Raw genomic sequence first — 20768 nt, 5'->3', positions numbered from 1 at the left:
ACAGGGAGGATATTGAAAATGTCTGATTACACCAAGTATACCAAGCAGGAAATGCAGGCTTATGCCATTGCTAAGAACATCAAGGAGAACCAGATCGTCATCGTGGGTACCGGTCTGCCCCTGATCGGCGCTTCTCTGGCCAAGCGGGCCGTGTGCCCCTCCTGCCACCCCATCGTGGAGAGCGGCCTGATGGACTGCGATCCCGTTGAGGTGCCCCGTTCCGTGGGCGACAACCGCTTCATGGCCCACTGCGCCGTGCAGTGGCCCAACATCCGCTTCATCGGCTTCGAGGCCAATGAGTGGCTGCACGACGCCGACCGCCTGGTGGCCTTCATCGGCGGCGCCCAGATCGACCCCTACGGCAACGTGAACTCCACCTGCATCTACGGTAAGGGCGACTACGTCAAGCCCCAGACCCGTTTCACCGGTTCCGGCGGCGCCAACGGCATTGCCGGCTTCTGCAACACCGTCATCATGATGCAGCACCAGAAGCGCCGCTTCATGGAGAAGATCGACTACATCACCTCCTGCGGCTGGATGGACGGCCCCGGCGGCCGTGAGCGTGCCGGCCTGCCCGGCAACCGCGGTCCCCAGATGGTCGTTACCGACCTGGGCATCATGAAGTTTGATGACGAGACCAAGCGGATGTATCTGGCTTACTACTATCCGTTCTCCAGCCCCGAGATGGTCCAGGAGAACACCGGTTTCGAGATTGACGTGTCCCGCGCCCAGCTGATGGAGGGCCCCAGCCCCGAGATCATCAAGCTGATCCGTGAGGAGATCGACCCCGGCCAGGCCTTCATCAAGGTCCCCAAGGACTAAGAAAACACCCTGTCTCCCGGGGGGCTGATCTTGGCCGCCCGGGGGGAGAGGGACCACCCCCATATACAAAATATTTTAGGAGGAACTGACATTGGGTAACTATTCCATGCCCCGTTATTTCCAGAACATGCCCGTGGTCGGCAAGCCCGTCAAGGCCAATGCCGAGAACGCCACCGAGCTGCGCGCCATCGAGGATGACATCCACGCCCACGTTGTGAGCGCCCTGGAGGCCGGCAAGCCCGACGAGGCCATGAACGCCAAGGGCCAGCTCACCGCCATGCAGCGTGTCTCTCTGCTGGTGGACGCCGGTACCTGGTGCCCCCTGAACAGCCTGTATAACCCCCAGGAGAACAAGAACGGCTCCACCTCTATCATCAAGGGTCTGGGCCGTGTCAACGGCAAGTGGTGCTGCATCATCGCCTCTGACAACAAGAAGCACGCCGGTACCTGGGTTCCCGGTCAGGCCGACAACCTGCTGCGGGGCAGCGACACCGCCAAGCGGCTGCGCATCCCCCTGATCTATCTGCTGGAGTGCGCCGGCGTTGAGCTGGACCAGCAGGAGAAGGTGTACCCCAACCGCCGGGGCGGCGGCACCCCCTTCTATCGCAACTCCGAGCTGAACCAGATGGGCGTGCCCGTCATCGTCGGCATCCACGGCACCAACCCCGCCGGCGGCGGCTACCACTCCATCTCTCCCACCGTACTGATCGCCCATGAGAAGGCCAACATGGCCGTGGGCGGCGCCGGTATCGTGGGCGGCATGAACCCCAAGCCCCACGTTGACATGGAGGCCGCTCTGGCCCAGATCGAGGCCACCAAGGGCCTGCGTGCCGATCCTCCCGGATCTGTGTCCGTCCACTATGGTCAGACCGGCTTCTTCCGCGAGGTGTGCCCCACTCAGGAGGGCGTCATCGCCACCATCAAGAAGTATGTGGACATGCTGCCCAGCTATGATCTGGAGTTCTTCCGTGTGGACACTCCCCAGTCTCCCGCCGCTTCCGACGTGGAGCTGTACGATCTGGTGCTGAACAACAAGAACCGTGCTTATGACATGTACTCCGTCATTGCCCGTCTGTTCGACGGCAGCCAGTTCATGGAGTATAAGAAGGGCTACGGTCCCGAGATGATCACCGGTATCGCCAAGGTGGACGGCCTGCTTGTGGGCGTGGTCGCCAACAACCAGGGCATCATCCCCAACTACCCCGAGTACAAGGTCGCCAAGTACGGCCAGTCCATGGGCGTGGGCGGCAAGCTGTATCGCCAGGGCCTGATCAAGATGAACGAGTTCGTCACCCTGTGCGCCCGTGACCGCCTGCCCATGATCTGGATCCAGGATACCACCGGCATCGACGTGGGCGACGACGCCGAGGTCGCCGAGCTGCTGGGTCTGGGCCAGTCCCTGATCTACTCCATCCAGAGCAGCAAGCTGCCCATGATGGAGATCACCCTGCGCCGCGGCACCGCCGCTGCCCACTACGTCCTGGGCGGCCCTCAGGGCAACGACAACAACGCCTTCTCTCTGGGCACCGCTGCCACCGAGATCAACGTTATGAACGGCAAGACCGCTGCCAACGCCATGTACACCGGCCGTCTGGCCAAGGATCAGAAGGCGGGCAAGGACCTGCAGGGCACCATCGACAAGATGAACGAGCTGATCGACGACTACGACCGCAAGTCCAAGCCTCTGTTCTGCGCTCAGGCCGGCCTGGTGGACGAGATCGTGGACCTGCCCATGATGCGCAACTATCTGGTGGCCTTCACCGACTCCTGCTATCAGAACCCCGAGTCCATCTGCCCCTTCCACCAGATGCTGCTGCCCAGAACCATCAAGGATTACGACTCCCTGAAGAAGTAATTTTTTCAGGCGGTTTCCGACTCCGGGGTCTCCAGGACCCCGGAGCACCCATGAATGCCGGAGAAATGGCCTGTATGTTCTCCGGCGGACGAAATTTTGAATATTTGGAGCGTTACCATGGATCATATCTATACCTTAGGAATTGACATCGGTTCCACTGCTTCCAAGTGCGTCATGCTGGCCGACGGCAAGGAGATCGTGGCAAAGTCCCTGATCTCTGTTGGCGCCGGTACCAGCGGCCCCCAGCGGGCCATCAGCGAGGTGCTGGAGCAGGCTGGAAAGAGCAAAGACGAGATGGCCTTTGTGTTGGCCACCGGCTACGGGCGCAACTCCCTGGAGGAGATCGCAGACGCTCAGATGAGCGAGCTGAGCTGTCACGCCAAGGGCGCTACGTTCCTGTTCCCCCAGGTCCACACGGTCGTTGACATCGGCGGTCAGGATGTGAAGATTCTGCAGGTGGAAAACGGCGTGATGACCAACTTTGTAATGAATGACAAATGTGCCGCCGGAACCGGACGCTTCCTGGACGTGATGGCCAGGGTGCTGGAGGTGAAGGTGCAGGATCTTGGCATGCTGGGTGCCCAGTCCACCAAGCAGGTGGAGATCAGCTCTACCTGTACGGTGTTTGCCGAGAGCGAGGTCATCAGCCAGTTGTCTATGGGGACGGATAAGCGGGACATCATTAACGGTATCCACCGCTCTGTGGCCTCCCGTGTTGCCGGGCTGGCCCACCGGGTGGGCATCCGGGATCAGGTGGTGATGACGGGCGGCGTGGCCCAGAACTCCGGCGTGGTCAAGGCGCTGGAGGAGGCGCTGGGACATGAGGTCCACATCTCGCCCCTGACTCAGTACAACGGCGCATTGGGCGCTGCTCTGTTCGCTTATCAGAAGTACCAAAAGGCGCAGCGGGCCTGAAAAGACCGCTGCAGTGTATGTCATAACACATGTCACAATATAAGTAGGGAGGAAATTTACTATGGCTAAAACAGTCAGTCCCGGCGTCCTGGCTCTGCGCAAGGTCGTCGATGACGTGTATGCCGATGCCCGTGAGGCCAAGAAGCAGGGTAAGCTGGTGGGCTGGTCCAGCTCCAAGTTCCCCTGTGAGCTGGCCGAGGCGTTCGACCTGAACGTTATGTACCCCGAGAACCAGGCTGCCGGTATCGCCGCTCAGCGTGACGGCGAGATCATGTGCCAGGCCGCCGAGGACCTGGGCTTTGATAACGACATCTGCGGCTACGCCCGCATCAGCCTGGCCTATGCCGCCGGCAAGCGTGCTTCCCGCAAGTTCGACCCCGAGACGCTGGAGTTCATCATCGACCCCAAGAGCGGCAAGCCTTTGAAGGACGAGAACGGCAACGTGGTCATCGACCCCGAGACCGGCAAGCCCAAGAAGGACCCCAAGACTCAGGTGCCTTACACCGTTCTGGACGATATCCACGAGATCGAGGCTCTGCCCGAGACCACCGAGAAGGAGATCGCCTATAAGAACTTCCGCCGGGAGGCCATCAAGCCCTATAAGCAGATGCGCATCCCCCAGCCCGACTTCGTGCTGTGCTGCAACAACATCTGCAACTGCATGACCAAGTGGTATGAGAATATCGCCCGTATGTGCAACATCCCCCTGATCATGATCGATATTCCTTACAACAACACCGTTGAGGTGGCCGATACCAACGTGGCCTATGTCCGCGCTCAGTTCGATGCCGCCATCCACCAGCTGGAGAAGCTGACCGGCAAGAAGTTCGACGAGCAGAAGTTCGAGACTGCCTGCAAGCACGCCAACCGCACCGCTCAGAACTGGCTGAAGGTCTGCGACTATCTGCAGTACAAGCCCGCCCCCATGAGCGGCTTCGACCTGTTCAACCACATGGCCGACGTGGTCACCGCCCGCGGCAAGGAAGCTGCCGCCGACGCCTTCGCCCTGCTGGCCGAGGACCTGGAGAAGAACATCAAGGAGGGCACCTCCACTCTGCCCTTCCCCGAGAAGTATCGTGTGATGTTCGAGGGTATTCCCTGCTGGCCCAAGCTGCCCAACCTGTTCAAGCCTCTGAAGGCCAACGGCGTCAACGTCACCGCCGTGGTGTACGCCCCCGCCTTCGGCTTTGTGTACAACAACATCGACGAGATGGCCCGCGCCTACTACAAGGCCCCCAACTCCGTGTGTATCGAGCAGGGCGTGGATTGGCGTGAGGGCATCTGCCGTGACAACAAGGTGGATGGCGTGCTGGTTCACTACAACCGTTCCTGCAAGCCCTGGTCCGGCTACATGGCCGAGATGCAGCGCCGCTTCACCAAGGATCTGGGCGTGCCCTGCGCCGGCTTCGACGGCGACCAGGCCGACCCCAGAAACTTCAACGAGGCCCAGTACGAGACCCGTGTTCAGGGCCTGGTCGAGGCCATGGAGGCTAACAAAGCTGAAAAGGAGGGCGCTGAGAAATGAGCACCGAGGTTATGCTGAAAGAGTTTGCGGAGGTTGCTGAGCATCCTCACCGCGTACTGACCGCTTATAAGAACGAGGGCAAGAAGGTCATCGGTATCCTGCCCTACTTTGCTCCCGTGGAGCTGGTCGTGGCCGCCGGTATGGTGCCCATGGGCATCTGGGGCAGCAACAAGAAGACCATCTCCATGGCCAAGGAGTATTGTGCCACCTTCTATTGCACCATCGCTCAGCTGGCGCTGGAGATGCTGCTGGACGGCACCATGGATCAGCTGGACGGCATCATCACCCCCACCATCTGCGACACCCTGCGCCCCATGAGCCAGAACTTCCGCGTGGCCATGGAGGGCAAGCTGCCCTGCATCTTCCTGGCCCACCCCCAGCACCGCAAGCCCGCTTTCGGCCTGCAGTTCACCGTGGACCAGTACATGCACGTCAAGGCTGAGCTGGAGAAGATCTCCGGCGCCGCCATCACCGACGACGCCCTGCGTCAGGCCATCAAGGTCATGAACCGCAGCCGCGCCGCCCGCCGTGAGTTTGTCAAGCTGGCCAGCGAGCACTGCGATGTCATCACCGCCGTGAAGCGCTCCGCCGTGCTGCGTGCCGCCTGGTTCATGGAGCCCGCCGTCTTCGCCGAGAAGCTGGAGGCCCTGAATGCCGAGCTGGCCAAGCTGCCCGCCGCCAACTGGACCGGCAAGAAGATCGTCACCTCCGGCATCATCTGCGACAACCCCAAGCTGCTGCAGATCTTCGACGACAACAAGATCGCCATCGCCGCCGATGACGTGGCTCAGGAGAGCCGCTCCTTCCGCGTGGATGCCAGCGAGGAGGGCGACCCCATGATGGCTCTGGCTCAGCAGTTCGCCGACCAGGATTACGACGACCTGCTGTATGATGAGCACTCCAACAAGAACCGCCGGGGCGAGTTCGTGGCCGAGCTGGTCAAGAAGTCCGGCGCTCAGGGCCTGGTACTGTTTATGCAGCAGTTCTGCGACCCCGAGGAGATGGAGTATCCCTACCTGAAGAAGGCGCTGGACGCCGCCGATATCCCCCACATCAAGCTGGGCGTGGATCAGCAGATGCGGGACTTCGGCCAGGCCAGCACCGCCATCCAGGCTTTCGCCGACGTGCTGTAAGACTTCTGTTAAGAAGTAACTGGAAGCCGGGGCGAACCGCTTGACACCCGTCAAGCAAAGATGTTATAATTTCTCGAATTCGGATTCATTTCTCCCGCACACGCCAGTGCGGGAGAAATGAAATCTAAAGAAAACCGGGCTGGGTGTGAAAGCCGGGCCCAAACGATGTGTCAGATCAAAAAAGTAAAGGGGAAAACAAGCTATGAACTACAATGTTACCGTCAATGGCAAGGTTTACAGCGTGACTGTGGAAAAGACCGGCGCCGCCCCCGCTGCCGCTCCTGTGGCCGCCCCCGTGGCTGCCGCTCCTGTGGCTGCTCCTGCCCCCGCCGCCCCCGCTCCTGCTGCCGCCCCCGCTCCCGCTGCTGCCCCCGCCGCCCCCAAGGCCGCCGTGGCCGCTGGTGAGACTGCCGTGAACAGCCCCATGCCCGGCAACATCTTCAAGGTGGAGTGCAAGGTGGGCGACGCTGTGAAGGCTGGCGACACCCTGGTGGTCCTGGAGGCCATGAAGATGGAGATCGAGGTCTCCGCCCCCGTGGACGGCACCGTGAAGTCCGTGTCCGCTGTTGTGGGCACCACCGTCAACACTGACGACCTGCTGGTCACCCTGGGTTAAGGGGGCCACCGTCTATGCCTAGTGTTGAAAAAGCAATTCTGAACCCCAACACCCCGCTCTCCGTGGGCGACGCCCTGATGGTTGCCGTCTGCGGTCTGCTGGTGGTGTTCCTGATGCTGGCCATCCTGGCGGTGGTCATCGTCGTGATCTCCAAGGTCGTGGGCTCTATCGAGGGCAAGGGCAAGGCTGCCGCTGCCCCCGCTCAGAAGGCCGCTGCCGCCCCCAAACCGGCTGCCGCCCCCGCCGCTCCCGCTGTGGACGAGGGTGAGCTGGTGGCCGTGATGATGGCTGCCGTGGCCGAGGAGTCCGGTATGCCCATGGGCTCCTTCCAGATCACCAACATCGCCGCCGCCCCTGCCGCCCCTGTGGCTGCTCCTGCGGCCGCTCCCGCCCCTGCTGCTGCCCCCGCTCCTGCTGCTCCCGCTGCCGCCCCCGCTCCTGCTGCTGCTCCCGCAGCCGTGGCTGCCGGTGAGACTGCCGTGAACAGCCCCATGCCCGGCAACATCTTCAAGGTGGAGTGCAAGGTGGGTGACACCGTCAAGGCCGGCGACACCCTGGTGGTGCTGGAGGCCATGAAGATGGAGATCGAGGTCTCTGCACCTGTGGATGGCACCGTCAAGTCCGTGTCCGCCGTGGTGGGCACCACTGTCAACACCGATGACCTGCTGGTCACTCTGGGTTGAAAGGAGGGGTAAAGTATGAATTTTGTTGTTGAGGTTCTGACTAAGATCATGCAGGGTTCCGGCTTTGCCGCTCTGGATTGGCGTACCGTTGTGATGCTGCTGATCGCCTGCGTTCTGCTGTACATGGGCATCGTCAAGGGCTATGAGCCCCTGCTGATGGTCCCCATTGCCTTTGGTATGCTGCTGGCCAACCTGCCTGTCACCGGCCTGTTTAACGAGCCCGTGTACGACGCGGCCACTCACAGCGGCACCGTCGGTTTCATGTGGGTGCTCTATCAGGGTGTCCAATATGCCATCTATCCGTCCATTATCTTTATGGGCATCGGCGCGATGACCGACTTTGGCCCCCTGCTGGCCAACCCCATGTCCCTGCTGCTGGGCGCTGCCGCTCAGCTGGGTATTTTCACCGCCTTCCTGCTGGCCGTGCTGTGCCTGGGCTTCACCCCCGCGCAGGCCGCCGCCATCGGTGTCATCGGCGGCGCTGACGGCCCCACCGCCATCCTGACTTCGTCTAAACTGGCTGTGGATCTGCTGCCCGCCATCGCCATCGCGGCTTACTCCTACATGGCCCTGATCCCCATGATCCAGCCCCCGCTGATGAAGGCCCTGACCACCAAGGAGATGCGCAAGGTCAAGATGACCCAGCTGCGCACCGTTTCCAAGGCCGAGAAGATCATCTTCCCCATCGCCGTGACCATCTTCGTGGTCCTGCTGATCCCCGACACCGCCCCCCTGCTGGGTATGCTGATGCTGGGCAACCTGTTCCGTGAGTGCGGCGTGACCGAGCGTCTGTCCGACATCGCCCAGAACGGCCTGATGAACATCGTCACCATCCCCCTGGGCCTGTCCGTGGGCTTTAAGGCCACTGCCAGCACCTTCCTGACTCCCCAGACCATTTCCATCGTGGTGCTGGGCCTGTGCGCCTTCATGCTGTCCACCACCGGTGGTCTGCTGTTCGGCGACCTGATGTACGTCCTGACCAAGGGCAAGGTGAACCCCCTCATCGGCTCCGCCGGTGTGTCCGCCGTGCCTATGGCCGCCCGTGTGTCTCAGAACGTGGGCCAGAAGGAGAACCCCGCTAACTTCCTGCTCATGCACGCCATGGGCCCCAACGTGGCCGGTGTTATCGGCTCCGCTGTTGCCGCTGGCTTCATGATCAAGGTGTTCGGCGGCTGATCGAACCCCGATTTTATGCCAACAAAAGCGCACCGACGAGGTTTCGCCGGTGCGCTTTTTCCCATCTTTCCCGTCCACTGTGCAGGTAGGGCGGGAGAACACCGGAATAAAAAAGTTTATAAACAAGAAAAAAACCTATTGACAGGGTAAAGTCCCGGTGCTATGATACCCACAGAATTTCCGATATCTGCGGAAAGGAGTACCGTCATGCTGAATCTGTTTGCCGCTTTCTTTTTTGGCTACTTTTACTTTTACGGCTTTTGGACCGACAAAGTAAAAGTGCTTTTTGCTGCAAACAATGGCGTGACCACCTTTGCGTAAGGATTCAAAGGACGTTACAGGGCCTGCGGTGAGAAACACTTCACCGCGGGTCCTTTTTTCGTGGCCTGGGGAAGCGCCGCATCAGACAAAAGAAAGGGACGAGCATTATGATCATCATTGTCAAGCCGGAAACAAAAAAAGAGCGGGTAAACGACCTGATCCACTGGATCGAGAGTCAGAACCTGCGTACCCACCTGTCCACCGGCGACTACTCCACCATCATCGGCGTCATCGGTGACACCAGCAAGCTGGACAGCGACCTCATCCGTGGACTGGATATCGTGGAGAATGTGAAGCGGGTGTCCGAGCCCTATAAGAGCGCAAACCGCAAGTTTCACCCCCAGGACTCCGTCATCCAGGTGGGCGAGGACAAGCGCCTGGTGGGCGGGGGCCACTTCGCCATGATCGCCGGCCCCTGTTCCGTGGAGAGCGAGGAGCAGATCATCTCTGTGGCCCGGAGCGTGAAGGCCGCCGGGGCCACCATGCTCCGGGGCGGCGCATTCAAGCCCCGCACCTCCCCCTACGCCTTTCAGGGTCTGAAGGCCGACGGCATCGAGCTGTTGGTGAAGGCCAAACAGGCCACCGGCCTGCCCATCGTCACCGAGATCATGAACGCCAACCACCTGCCCCTGTTCGAGGACGTGGATGTGATCCAGGTGGGTGCCCGGAACATGCAGAACTTCGAGCTGCTGAAGGAGCTGGGCCGCACCCGCAAGCCCATCCTCCTCAAGCGGGGCCTGGCCAACACCCTGCAGGAGCTGCTGATGAGTGCTGAGTACATCATGGCCGGGGGCAACGAGAACGTGATCCTGTGCGAGCGGGGCATCCGCACCTTTGAGACGGCCACCCGGAACACCCTGGACCTGTCCGCCGTGGCCGCCCTCCACGAGATGACCCACCTGCCTGTCATCGTGGACCCCAGCCACGCCACCGGCGTGGCCCGCTATGTCAAGCCCATGGCCATGGCCGCCGCCGCCTGCGGGGCCGACGGCCTGATCATCGAGGTCCACAACGATCCGCCCCACGCCCTGTGTGACGGCGCCCAGTCCCTGCGGCCAGAGCAGTTCGTGGAGGTGGCCAAGGCGGTGAACGCCATCCGGGCCACCGTGGCCGGGCTGGACGAGCAATAAGCAGCGAATTTAGAAAGGTAGGCGCTTTTTTCCATGGAGACCATTTCTGTACACGCATCCCGGGACTACGAGGTCCGCATCGGCTCTGGCCTGTTGACCCGCACCGGCGAGCTGTCCGCCCCCCTCATCAAAGGACGGCACGCCATGATCGTCTCTGACAGCAACGTGTGGCCCCTTTACGGGGCCATGGTCCAGGCCAGTCTGGAGGATGCAGGCTTTCAGGTGGACCACTTCGTATTCCCCGCCGGGGAGCAGTCCAAGAACACCGACACCCTGGTCCGGCTGCTGACCTGTCTGGCCCAAATGGGCATGACCCGGTCGGATGCCGTGTTTGCCCTGGGCGGCGGCGTCACTGGGGACATGGCGGGGCTGGCCGCCTCCCTGTACCTCCGGGGCATCCCCTGTGTGCAGCTGCCCACCTCCTTGCTGTCGGTGGTGGACTCCTCCGTGGGGGGCAAGACCGCTGTGGACCTGCCCGAGGGCAAGAACCTGGTGGGCACCTTCACCCAGCCCCACCTGGTCCTGTGCGACACCAACGTACTGGCCACCCTGTCCCCCCAGGTGGAGGCCGAGGGCTGGGCGGAGATCATTAAGTACGGTATGATCCGCAGCCAGGAGCTGATCAACTTTCTGCTGGAGAACACCCCCGGCACGGACATCGAGTGGGTCATCGCCCACTGCGTGTCCATCAAGCGGGATGTGGTGGCCCAGGACGAGCAGGACAACGCCGTGCGCCAGGTGCTGAACTTTGGCCACACCATCGGCCACGCCATCGAGCGCTGCAGCGGCTATTCTCTCTACCACGGGGAGGGGGTGGCCATGGGCATGGCCATCATGACCCGGGCCTGTGTGCGCCAGAAGAAGTGCCCCCCCGCCTGTTGGACGGTGCTGGAGACTTTGCTGGACAAATATCACCTGCCCAAGACCACGGACAAGTCCGTGGACGAGCTGCTGGAGGCCGCCCACGCGGACAAGAAGCGCCGTGGGGATGCTATCACCCTGATCCAGCCCCAGGTGCTGGGCCGGTGCGGGCTCTATCCCACCAACTATGACGAGCTGCGGCGGGTGCTGGAGCTGGGGATGCCTCTATGAGCACCACCGTCGTCATCCGGCCGGGCAAGCTGGCCGGGGCCGTGACCCCGCCCCCCAGCAAGAGTCAGGCCCACCGGCTGATCATCGCCGCCGCCCTGGCCCGGGGGGAGAGCCGGCTGGAAAATGTGGACCTGTCCCAGGACATCCGGGCGACCCTGAGCTGCATGGAGGCCCTGGGGGCCAGATGGAGCTTAAAGGATCGCACCCTCACCGTTGGGGGTTTGGGGGGAGCGGCGCAGCTTGCCGGCCGGCTGCCCCGCTTTGACTGCGGGGAGAGCGGCTCCACCCTGCGCTTTCTCATCCCCATCGCCCTGGCGGCGGCGGGGGGCGGCGTGTTCACCGGCCACGGGCGGCTGATGCAGCGGCCCCAAAAGCCCTATTTCGACCTGTTCCACCGGAAGGGCATCTTCTGGGAGCAGAGGGACGGGGGGCTCACAGTGAAGGGCCGTTTAACGCCCGGGGAGTACGCCCTGCCCGGGGACGTGTCCAGCCAGTTCATCACCGGACTGCTGTATGCCCTGCCCCTGGTGGAGGGGGAGAGCGCCGTCACCCTGACCACCCCTTTGGAGAGCCGGGACTATGTGTCCATGACCCTCCAGGCGCTGGACCAGTTCGGCGTATCTGTTCAGGAGACGGCAAGCGGCTATCGACTCTCCGGCCCCCAGGCCTATGTGGGGACGGACGGGGCGGTGGAGACTGACTGGTCCCAGGCCGCCTTTTGGTACGGGGCCAACCTGCTGGGCGGTCAGGTGGAGATTTTGAATCTGAACCGGTCCTCCGCCCAGGGGGACATGCGGGTGGTCCCCTATTCCCGGCAGCTGGCCCGGCCGGGGGACGTGGCGCTGGACGTGTCCCAGTGTCCCGATCTGGTGCCCCCCCTGGCCGCCATGGCGGCGGTGCGGACGGGGGAGTGCCGCCTTGTCAACGCCGCCCGGCTGCGCTTGAAGGAGAGCGACCGGCTGGCCACCGTCACCCAGACTCTGCGCACCCTTGGGGCGGCGGTGGAGGAGGGGGCGGACAGCCTGACCTTCCACGGCCTGCCCGCCCTGGAAGGTGGGGCGGCGGTGGACTGCTGCAACGACCACCGCATCGCCATGATGGCCGCCGTGGCGGCCTGTGCCTGCCGCCGCCCGGTGACGCTGCTGGGGGCGGAGTGTGTGAACAAGTCCTACCCCGGCTTTTGGGAGGACTACCGTCAGTTAGGAGGGGATCTGGATGTCCTCATATCTGGGTAAAAATCTGCATGTATCCATTTTCGGCCAGTCCCACGCCCCGGCCATCGGCGTGACGGTGGACGGCCTGCCCGCCGGGGAGCGGGTGGACCTGGAGGAGCTGGACCGCTTTCTCCAGCGCCGGGCCCCGGGCCGGGATGCCACCGCTACCCCCCGGAAGGAGGCGGACAAGCCCCGGTTTTTGTGTGGCCTGACGGACGGCGTCACCTGCGGCGCCCCCCTGGCCGCCGTCATTGAGAATACCAACACCCGGTCCCGTGACTATTCCTCCCTCCACGATGTGCCCCGCCCCGGCCACGCCGACTACACCGCCCAGGTGCGGTACGGCGGCTTTCAGGATGTGGCGGGGGGAGGGCACTTCTCCGGGCGGCTCACCGCTCCCCTGTGTATTGCCGGGGGCATCGCCCTACAGATATTGGCCCGCCGGGGCATTGAGATCGCCGCCCACATTCAGGCGGTGGCCCAGGTGGAGGACCGGCCCTTCGACCCCATGGGGGAGCGCCGGGAGACCTTTCAGCAGCTGAAAACCGCTTCCTTTCCCACCCTGGACCCCAAGGCGGGGGAGGCGATGCGCCGGGTCATTCTGCTGGCCCGGGAGGAACAGGACTCGGTGGGCGGCGTGGTGGAGTGCATGGCCACCGGACTGCCCGCTGGACTGGGAGACCCCATGTTCGGCGGCATGGAGGGCCGCCTGGCCTATGCCCTGTTCGGCGTGCCTGCGGTGAAGGGCCTGGAGTTCGGGGCCGGTTTTAAGGCGGCCCGGATGCGTGGCTCGGAGCACAACGACCCCTTCACCATGAAGGACGGCCATGTCACCGCCAAAAGCAACCACGCCGGGGGCATTCTGGGCGGCATCACCAACGGGATGCCCCTCATCTTCCGGGCGGCCTTTAAGCCCACTCCGTCCATTGCCCGGGAGCAGGATAGCGTGTCCCTCAGCCGGGGGACGGAGGAAAAACTGTCCATCGTGGGCCGCCACGACCCCTGCATCGTGCCCCGGGCTGTGCCGGTGGTGGAGGCCGCCGCCGCCCTGGTCCTGCTGGACACCCTGCTGGATGCCCCGGCAATTTTGAAGGAAAATCAACAACGAACCGTATAGACCAATAAAGATATAACAAGGAGGAAATGTCATGAGCGAGTTAGAGCAGCTGCGCGGGGACATCGACGCCATCGACCGGCAGATCGTGGACCTGATGAAGCAGCGCATGGAGACGGTGGCCCAGGTGGCCGAATATAAGAAGGCCAACAACATCCCCGTGCTGGACAGCGGGCGGGAGCGGGCTCTGCTGAGCAAGGTGGGCCAGGAGGCCGGGGAGGAGCTGGCCGACTATATTCAGTCCATGTACCGCACCATCATGGCTGCCAGCCGCTCCTATGAGAATGGCAAGCTGGGCCGGGGCTCTAAGGTCTATGACGGGATCAAAAAGGCCATGGAGGAGACCCCTCAGTTGTTCCCCCAGCGGCCCACCGTGGCCTGCCAGGGCATCGAGGGCGCTTACTCTCAGATCGCCTGTGACCGGCTGTTCAAGGCCCCCTCTATCCTGTATTTCCAGAGCTTTGACCACGTGTTCAAGGCGGTGGAGAGCGGCATGTGCCAGTATGGCATCCTGCCCATCGAGAACAGCACCGCCGGTTCGGTGAACGCGGTGTACGACCTGATGATCCGGCACAACTTCTCCATCGTCCGCTCCGCCCGGCTGAAGGTGAGCCACAATCTGCTGGCCAAGCCCGGGACGAAGCTGGAGGACATCCGGGACATCTATTCCCACGAGCAGGCCATCAGCCAGTGCGCCGGTTTTCTGGCCGGGCTGAAAAATGTGGCCGTCCATGTGGTGGAGAACACCGCCGTGGCCGCCCGCATGGTGGCCCAGTCAGAGCGCAGCGACGTGGCCGCCCTGTCCTCCCGCCTCTGCGCCGAGCAGTATGACCTGGAGATCGTCCGGGACAACGTGCAGGACCAGGACAACAACTACACCCGGTTCATCTGCATCTCCAAAAAGCCGGAGATCTATCCCGGGGCGGACCGCACCTCTTTGATGATGACCCTGCCCCACAAGCCCGGTACCCTGTATAACGTGCTGGCCAAGTTCTATGCCCTGAACATCAACCTGCAGAAGCTGGAGAGCCGCCCCCTGCCCAGTCGGGAGTTTGAGTTCATGTTCTATTTCGACGTGGAGGCCTCGGTCTATGCCCCCGAGATGGAAAAGCTGTTCCGGGACCTGGAGGCCGAGAGCGAGCAGCTGCGCTATCTGGGCACCTATCACGAGGTCATCTGCTGATATGAGCGAGCTGGAATATGGCCTGCTGGGGGAGAAGCTGGGCCACAGCTTTTCCCCCGCCATCCACAGGAAGCTGGCCGGGTATGACTACCAGCTGGTGGAGAAAAAGCCGGAGGAGCTGGCGGACTTTCTCACCCACGGTACGTTTCAGGGGCTGAACGTGACCATCCCCTATAAAAAGGCGGTGATCCCCTTCTGCCGGACTTTGACCGACCAGGCCCGGCGCATCGGCAGCGTGAACACCATCGTCCGGCAGAAGGACGGCACCCTTCTGGGCCACAATACCGACTACGACGGTTTTGCCTATATGCTCCGCTCCGCCGGGGCGGAGCTCCGGGGCAAAAAGGCCCTGATCCTGGGTACGGGCGGCGTGTCCCCCACGGTGAAGACCGTGCTGGAGGACCTGGGGGCGGGGGAGATCGTGTTCATCTCCCGGTCCGGACCGGACAACTATGAAAATCTGGAGCGCCACGCCGACGCACAGATCTTGGTGAACGCCACCCCCGTGGGCATGTATCCCAACACGGAGGTCTCACCGGTGGATTTGAACCGCCTGCCCAATTTAGAGGGGGTCTTTGACCTCATCTATAACCCCGCCCGCACCCGGCTGCTCCTCCAGGCGGAGGAGCGAGGGCTGTGCCGGGCCAACGGACTGGGGATGCTGGTGGCCCAGGCCAAGGCGGCGGCGGAGCGCTTTTTGGACACCGCCATCCCGGATGGCCGGGTGGAGGAGATTACCGCCCAGATGGAGCGGGAGACCCGGAATCTGCTTCTCATCGGTATGCCCGGCTGCGGCAAGACCACCGTGGGCCGGGCCCTGGCCCAGCGGCTGGGCCGCACGCTGGTGGACACCGACGCCCTGGTGGTCCAGGCGGCGGGCTGCCCCATCCCGGAGCTGTTTGCCCGGGAAGGGGAGGAGGCCTTCCGGGCCCTGGAACACCGGGCCCTGTGCCAGGCGGGCCGGGCCTCGGGCACCGTCATCGCCACCGGGGGCGGCATCGTCACCCGGCGGGAGAACTGGGCCCCCATGCGGGAGAACTCCACCGTCATCTTCCTGCGGCGGCCCCTGGACCAGCTGCCCCTGGACGGGCGGCCCGTGTCCCAGACGACCCCCTTGGAGGAGCTGTACGCAAAGCGCCTGCCCCTGTACGAACAGACCGCCGACCTGACGGTGGACAATGACCGGGTGGACCGGGCGGCGGACGAGATCATAAGGAGGCTGAAGCTATGAAGCTGCTGGTGCTGAACGGGCCCAATCTGAACATGCTGGGCATCCGGGAGCCGGATATCTATGGAAAGGAGACCTATCCCCAGCTGGTGAAGCTGGTGGAGGACACCTGCGCCGAGCTCGGCGTGGAGGTGGAGGTCTATCAGTCCAACCACGAGGGGGACCTGGTGGACAAAATCCAGGCGGCCTATGGGGCCAAGGATGCCATCGTCATCAACCCCGCCGCCTATACCCACACCAGCGTGGCCATTCTGGACGCGCTGAAGGCGGTGGCCCTGCCCGCGGTGGAGGTCCACCTGTCCGATGTGAAGAGCCGGGACGACTTCCGGCAGGTGTCCTACGTCCGCCTGGCCTGCGAGAAGACCATCATGGGCCTGGGCTTTCAGGGCTATGTAGAGGCCATCCGGTATCTGGCGGATAAATATCAGAAGTAACACACAGAACCCACAGCAGAGGGCGGAGAAGTTTTCCGCCCTCTGCCCTTTTTTGTGGGAAACAGCGCCGTATTCTGTCCCCGTGACGTGGGGGCGGATGTCCTCGTCTGTCCAAGGGGCCGCTGAGGACAGCGGCCCCTACATTACGGTTTGGCGGACTGTGCGACAGGGGGGTGTTTTCCCAAAACGACATTGTAAACATCGCTATTTTCTTTTTATAAAATGCGTGTTAAACTATATGTCATCAAACGCAAGACCAAGGAGGCGGCCCGGGTGGGCGAGAACAGAAGCGATTTTTCCAAGGGGAGCATCTCCAAGAATATTTTGTCCTTGGCCCTGCCCATGACGGCGGCCCAGCTGGTGAACGTGCTGTACAGCGTGGTGGACCGCATCTATCTGGGCCGCCTGCCGGGCAGCAGCCATCTGGCCCTCACCGGTTTAGGCGTGACCATCCCCATCGTGTCCATCATCATGGGCTTTGCCAACCTGTGCGGCACCGGGGGCGGGCCCATCTTCTCCATCTGCCGGGGCCAGGGGGACCGGGAGGAGGCCGAGGGGGTGATGGGCAACTCCTTCTCCCTGCTGCTCATCCTGGGGGCGATCTGCACCGCCTTCTTTCTGATTTTTAAGCGGCCCATCCTCTATCTCTTCGGGGCCAGCGATGCCACCTTTCCCTATGCCGACGACTACATGACCATCTATCTCATGGGCACCCTGTTCGTGATGATCAGCCTGGGGATGAACCCCTTTGTCAATGCCCAGGGCTTTGGTTCGGTGGGCATGATGACGGTGGTGCTGGGGGCGGCGGTGAACATCGTCCTGGACCCCATCTTCATCTTCCTGCTGGACATGGGGGTGAAGGGGGCGGCCCTGGCCACCGTCATCTCCCAGGGCATCTCGGCGGCCTGGGTGCTGAAATTCCTCACCGGGCGGCGGGCCCTGCTCACCCTGAAGCTCGGCTGTCTGCCTCTGCAGGCCCGGCGGGTAAAGCGCATCGTGGCTTTGGGTCTGTCCGGCTTTTTTATGAACATGACCAACAGTCTGGTGCAGATCGTGTGCAACGCCACCCTGCAGAGCTATGGCGGCGACCTGTATGTGGGCGTGATGACCATCATCAACTCCCTGCGGGAGGTGTTCTTCATGCCTGTCCACGGCCTGAGCAACGGCTCCCAGCCGGTGATGGGCTTTAACTACGGCGCAGGGCTCTACAGTCGGGTGCGCAAGTCCATCCGGTTCAGCTGCGGACTGACGGTGGCCTATGCCGCCGCCTTCTGGGCTGCGGCCATGGTCCTGCCCGAGCTGATGATCCGGGTGTTCAACAGCGAGCCGGAGGTCATCGCCGCCGGCGTGCCCGCTCTGCGGGTCTATTTCGCCCTGTTCATCCCCATGTCCCTGCAGTCGGCGGGGCAGTCGGTATTCGTGGCCCTGGGCCGGTCCAAGCAGGCGGTATTCTTCTACCTGCTGCGCAAGGCCATCATCAACGCCCCCCTCACTGTCATCCTGCCCATCTGGATGGGCACCATGGGCGTGTTCTATGCCGAGGCGGCCTCTCAGCTGGTGGGCGGCCTGGCCTGCTTTGCCACCATGTATTTCACGCTCTACCGCCCCCTGGGACGGCTGAAAGACGGGGAGAAGCTGCCCAGACATCTGTGATTTTGACGAAACCCCCGGCCAATGAGGACCGGGGGTTTCGCATGGAATGGAAAAATCCTTCCCCGGCTTGCGCATTGACGGGGGATGTGCTAAAATGTTCAGCTAGCATATAGTGTATCATGCAATAAGTGTAAGTGTGCCGAAAAGGAAAAACGAGGTGCTGTTGAATATGAAGATCGTGGTACTGGCCGGGGGACTCAGCCCGGAACGCAACGTGTCGCTGTCCTCTGGAGCCATGGTGTGTCAAGCCCTGCGGGACCGGGGACATCAGGTGGCGCTGGTCGATCTGTTTTTTGGACTGGATGACTGGGATAAAGAGCCGGAGGCCCTGTATGGGGCCCCCATCCCGGAGGCTTTCCTGAAGGTAAGCCGTCAGGCCCCCGACCTGGATGAGGTGCGGGAGAGCCGCAAGACCAAGGGTCCCTCTGCCATCGGGCCCGGGGTGCTGGACCTGTGCGCCGGGGCGGACGTGGTCTATCTGGCCCTCCACGGGGCCTGCGGCGAGGACGGCCGCATCCAGGCCGCCCTGGACCTGCTGGGCGTGCCCTACACCGGTTCGGGCTATCTGGGCTCGGCCATCGCCATGGACAAGGACCTGACCAAGCAGCTGGTGGCCGAAAAGGTGACCACCCCCAAGTGGCAGACCGTGACGGTGACGGAGGAGGACCTGGACACCCTGACGGCTGAAACGGAGCTGCCCGTGGTGGTAAAGCCCATCGCCAGCGGCTCGTCCATCGGCGTGTTCATCGCCAAGACCCGCCAGGAGCTGCGTCACGCCCTGGAGGAGAGCGTTCGCCTGGGCGGACGCACGGTGCTGGAGCAGTATATCCAGGGCCGGGAGATCCAGGTGGCCGTGCTGGACGGTAAGGCCCTGCCCTCCATCGAGATCATCCCCAAGCAGGGCTTTTATGACTATGAGAACAAGTATCAGCCCGGCGCGGCCCTGGAGGTCTGCCCTGCGGAGATCCCCCGGGAGTGGGAGGAGAAGATCGGCCAGGCGGCCCTCACCGTGTTCCGGACGGTGGGGCTGGCGGTATACTCCCGGGCGGACTTTATCGTCACCGAGGACGGCACCCCCTATTTCCTGGAGATCAACACCCTGCCCGGCATGACCCCCACCAGTCTGGTGCCCCAGGAGGCCGCCGCAGTGGGCATCGGCTATGGCCAGCTGTGCGAGGTCGTCATCCAGAAGTCCCTGGAAGCCAGAAAGAAGGGGGAGTAACACCCGTGGAAGAGATCACTTTGGGCCAGCTGCTTCAGGCCGTGAACGGAACTCTGCTGGGCCCCTTTCAGAATCCCTCCGCCATCATGCAAAAGGTGGACACGGACAGCCGGAACATGCACCCCGGCTCCCTGTTCATCCCCCTGGTGGGGGACCGGTTCGACGGCCACGCCTATATCAACGCCGCCCTGGAGAGCGGCGCAGTGGGCTGTCTCACCGCCCGGGAGCGGGAGAGCTATCGGGAGGATAAGTTCTATGTGAAGGTGGCCAACACCCAGCGGGCCCTGCGGGACCTGGCCGCCTGGTATAAGGCCCGGTTCGACATCCCATTTGTGGCCGTCACCGGCAGCGTGGGCAAGACCACGGCCAAGGACATGATCGCCGCCGTGCTGGGCACCCGGTTCCGGGTGCTGAAGACCGAGGGGAACTTTAACAACAACATCGGCCTGCCCCTGACCATCCTGCGCCTGGACCGCACCGTGCAGGTGTGTGTGCTGGAGATGGGCATGGACCGCCCCGGCGAGATCGACTATCTGGCCGACATCGTCCGGCCCGACGTTGGGGTCATCACCAACATCGGCGATGCCCACATCGAGCGGCTGGGCAGCCGGGAGAACATCTTCAAGGCCAAGTGCGAGCTGCTGCCCCACATTCAGAAAAACGGACTGCTGGTGCTCAACGGGGATGACCCCCTGCTGGCTACCCTGCGGGGCAGCACCCCCGTAAAGACCGTGTTCTGCGGCCAGGGGGAGGGCCTGGACTATCGGGCCCAGACCGTGGGCGGCGACGGGGAGAGCCATATCCTCTGCCGCCTGACCACCCCCAACATGGACCGCCAGGTGCGCATCCCCGCCCTGGGGGAGCACATGATCTATCCCGCGCTCATCGCTTCGGCCGTCGGGGAATTCTTCGGCCTGACTGCTGACGAGATCCAGCAGGGACTGACCCGCTTTGTTCCCACCCGGATGCGCATGAACATCCTCCGCCGGGACGGGCAGATCACCATTCTGGACGACACCTATAATGCAAACCCCCAGTCCATGCGGGCGGCCATCAGTGTGCTGGCCGACAGCCACAGCGCCTGGAAGGTGGCCGTGCTGGGCGACATGCTGGAGCTGGGGCCCTTTGCCCCTGCCCTGCACACCGAGGTGGGCGAGTGCCTGGGCCGGGAGAAGATCGACTGCCTCATCGCCGTGGGGGAGATGTCCGCCTACATTGCCCAGGGGGCCCGGGACTCCGGCGTGCCCCAGGTCCACCATTGCCCGGATAAGGAGGCGGCCAAGACCCTGCTGGAGCAGGTCGTCCGCCCGGACAGCACCATCCTGGTAAAGGCCTCACGGGGAATGCAGCTGGAGGAGCTCACCGCCTTTCTGATGGAGCATACCATCCCGGCCAAGAATTAACGACTGCCGTATAAGGGCCGATGTCCGCATCGGCCCTTGCAATGGTTAT

At 63.0% G+C, this 20768-nt stretch carries 18 protein-coding genes; all 18 read left to right on the top strand.

Annotated elements, in window-relative coordinates:
- The first annotated feature begins 18 nt into the window (after positions 1 to 18).
- The 18 genes from gctB (at position 19) to H8S55_RS00250 (ending at position 20719) form a co-directional block, all read left to right on the top strand.
- On the top strand, positions 19 to 822 hold the full coding sequence (gene gctB / locus H8S55_RS00340; RefSeq protein ID WP_186877340.1) for a glutaconate CoA-transferase subunit B: 804 nt from the start codon (positions 19 to 21) through the stop codon (positions 820 to 822).
- 106 nt (positions 823 to 928) lie between these two features.
- A complete protein-coding gene (locus tag H8S55_RS00335) occupies positions 929 to 2677 on the top strand; it encodes an acyl-CoA carboxylase subunit beta (protein ID WP_366467207.1) in 1749 nt (582 codons plus the stop codon).
- 117 nt (positions 2678 to 2794) lie between these two features.
- A complete protein-coding gene (hgdC, locus tag H8S55_RS00330; protein WP_186877338.1) occupies positions 2795 to 3592 on the top strand; it encodes a (R)-2-hydroxyglutaryl-CoA dehydratase activase HgdC in 798 nt (265 codons plus the stop codon).
- 61 nt (positions 3593 to 3653) lie between these two features.
- Entirely contained in the window at positions 3654 to 5117 is a 1464-nt protein-coding gene (gene hgdA / locus H8S55_RS00325; RefSeq protein ID WP_186877337.1) for a (R)-2-hydroxyglutaryl-CoA dehydratase subunit alpha, read from the top strand.
- Complete coding sequence (hgdB, locus tag H8S55_RS00320; protein ID WP_186877336.1) at positions 5114 to 6250, top strand: (R)-2-hydroxyglutaryl-CoA dehydratase subunit beta; 1137 nt, start codon at positions 5114 to 5116, stop codon at positions 6248 to 6250. Before hgdA ends, hgdB begins: the two co-directional genes overlap by 4 nt.
- A gap of 202 nt (positions 6251 to 6452) precedes the next feature.
- Positions 6453 to 6866: a biotin/lipoyl-containing protein gene (locus H8S55_RS00315; RefSeq protein ID WP_186877335.1), complete on the top strand. Its 414-nt coding sequence runs from the start codon at positions 6453 to 6455 to the stop codon at positions 6864 to 6866.
- Between the two features lie 14 nt (positions 6867 to 6880).
- Positions 6881 to 7549: an OadG family transporter subunit gene (locus H8S55_RS14565; protein ID WP_186877334.1), complete on the top strand. Its 669-nt coding sequence runs from the start codon at positions 6881 to 6883 to the stop codon at positions 7547 to 7549.
- 15 nt (positions 7550 to 7564) lie between these two features.
- A complete protein-coding gene (locus H8S55_RS00305; protein ID WP_186877333.1) occupies positions 7565 to 8725 on the top strand; it encodes a sodium ion-translocating decarboxylase subunit beta in 1161 nt (386 codons plus the stop codon).
- 428 nt (positions 8726 to 9153) lie between these two features.
- A complete protein-coding gene (gene aroF / locus H8S55_RS00295) occupies positions 9154 to 10176 on the top strand; it encodes a 3-deoxy-7-phosphoheptulonate synthase (protein WP_186877331.1) in 1023 nt (340 codons plus the stop codon).
- A 33-nt stretch (positions 10177 to 10209) separates the two neighbouring features.
- The gene (gene aroB, locus H8S55_RS00290; RefSeq protein ID WP_186877330.1) at positions 10210 to 11268 is read left to right on the top strand and encodes a 3-dehydroquinate synthase; all 1059 of its coding nucleotides are present in this window, start codon (positions 10210 to 10212) and stop codon (positions 11266 to 11268) included.
- Positions 11265 to 12503 (top strand): 3-phosphoshikimate 1-carboxyvinyltransferase, encoded by a 1239-nt coding sequence (gene aroA / locus H8S55_RS00285; RefSeq protein ID WP_186877329.1) that lies wholly within the window; start codon positions 11265 to 11267, stop codon positions 12501 to 12503. Before aroB ends, aroA begins: the two co-directional genes overlap by 4 nt.
- Positions 12484 to 13599, top strand: coding sequence for a chorismate synthase (gene aroC, locus H8S55_RS00280; RefSeq protein WP_186877328.1), 1116 nt, complete (start codon positions 12484 to 12486; stop codon positions 13597 to 13599). The genes aroA and aroC overlap by 20 nt, the downstream gene beginning before the upstream one ends.
- Positions 13600 to 13630: 31 nt before the next feature.
- Positions 13631 to 14779, top strand: a complete 1149-nt coding sequence (pheA, locus tag H8S55_RS00275; protein ID WP_186877327.1) for a prephenate dehydratase — start codon at positions 13631 to 13633, stop codon at positions 14777 to 14779.
- A 1-nt stretch (position 14780) separates the two neighbouring features.
- Positions 14781 to 16010 carry a shikimate kinase gene (locus H8S55_RS00270; protein WP_243200411.1) on the top strand — a complete coding sequence of 410 codons (1230 nt, stop codon included), beginning with the start codon at positions 14781 to 14783 and terminating at the stop codon, positions 16008 to 16010.
- Positions 16007 to 16441, top strand: coding sequence for a type II 3-dehydroquinate dehydratase (gene aroQ, locus H8S55_RS00265; protein WP_186877326.1), 435 nt, complete (start codon positions 16007 to 16009; stop codon positions 16439 to 16441). Before H8S55_RS00270 ends, aroQ begins: the two co-directional genes overlap by 4 nt.
- A 273-nt stretch (positions 16442 to 16714) precedes the next feature.
- Positions 16715 to 18094, top strand: coding sequence for an MATE family efflux transporter (locus H8S55_RS00260; protein WP_366467047.1), 1380 nt, complete (start codon positions 16715 to 16717; stop codon positions 18092 to 18094).
- A 169-nt stretch (positions 18095 to 18263) separates the two neighbouring features.
- Positions 18264 to 19316 carry a D-alanine--D-alanine ligase gene (locus H8S55_RS00255; RefSeq protein ID WP_186877324.1) on the top strand — a complete coding sequence of 351 codons (1053 nt, stop codon included), beginning with the start codon at positions 18264 to 18266 and terminating at the stop codon, positions 19314 to 19316.
- 5 nt (positions 19317 to 19321) lie between these two features.
- Entirely contained in the window at positions 19322 to 20719 is a 1398-nt protein-coding gene (locus H8S55_RS00250; RefSeq protein ID WP_186877323.1) for a UDP-N-acetylmuramoyl-tripeptide--D-alanyl-D-alanine ligase, read from the top strand.
- Positions 20720 to 20768: the final 49 nt, after the last annotated feature.

This window comes from Flintibacter faecis (assembly GCF_014287875.1).
Lineage (GTDB): Bacteria > Bacillota > Clostridia > Oscillospirales > Oscillospiraceae > Lawsonibacter > Lawsonibacter faecis_A.
Note: the sequence above shows the minus strand (reverse complement) of the source record. Positions and strands in the feature narration are given on the sequence as shown.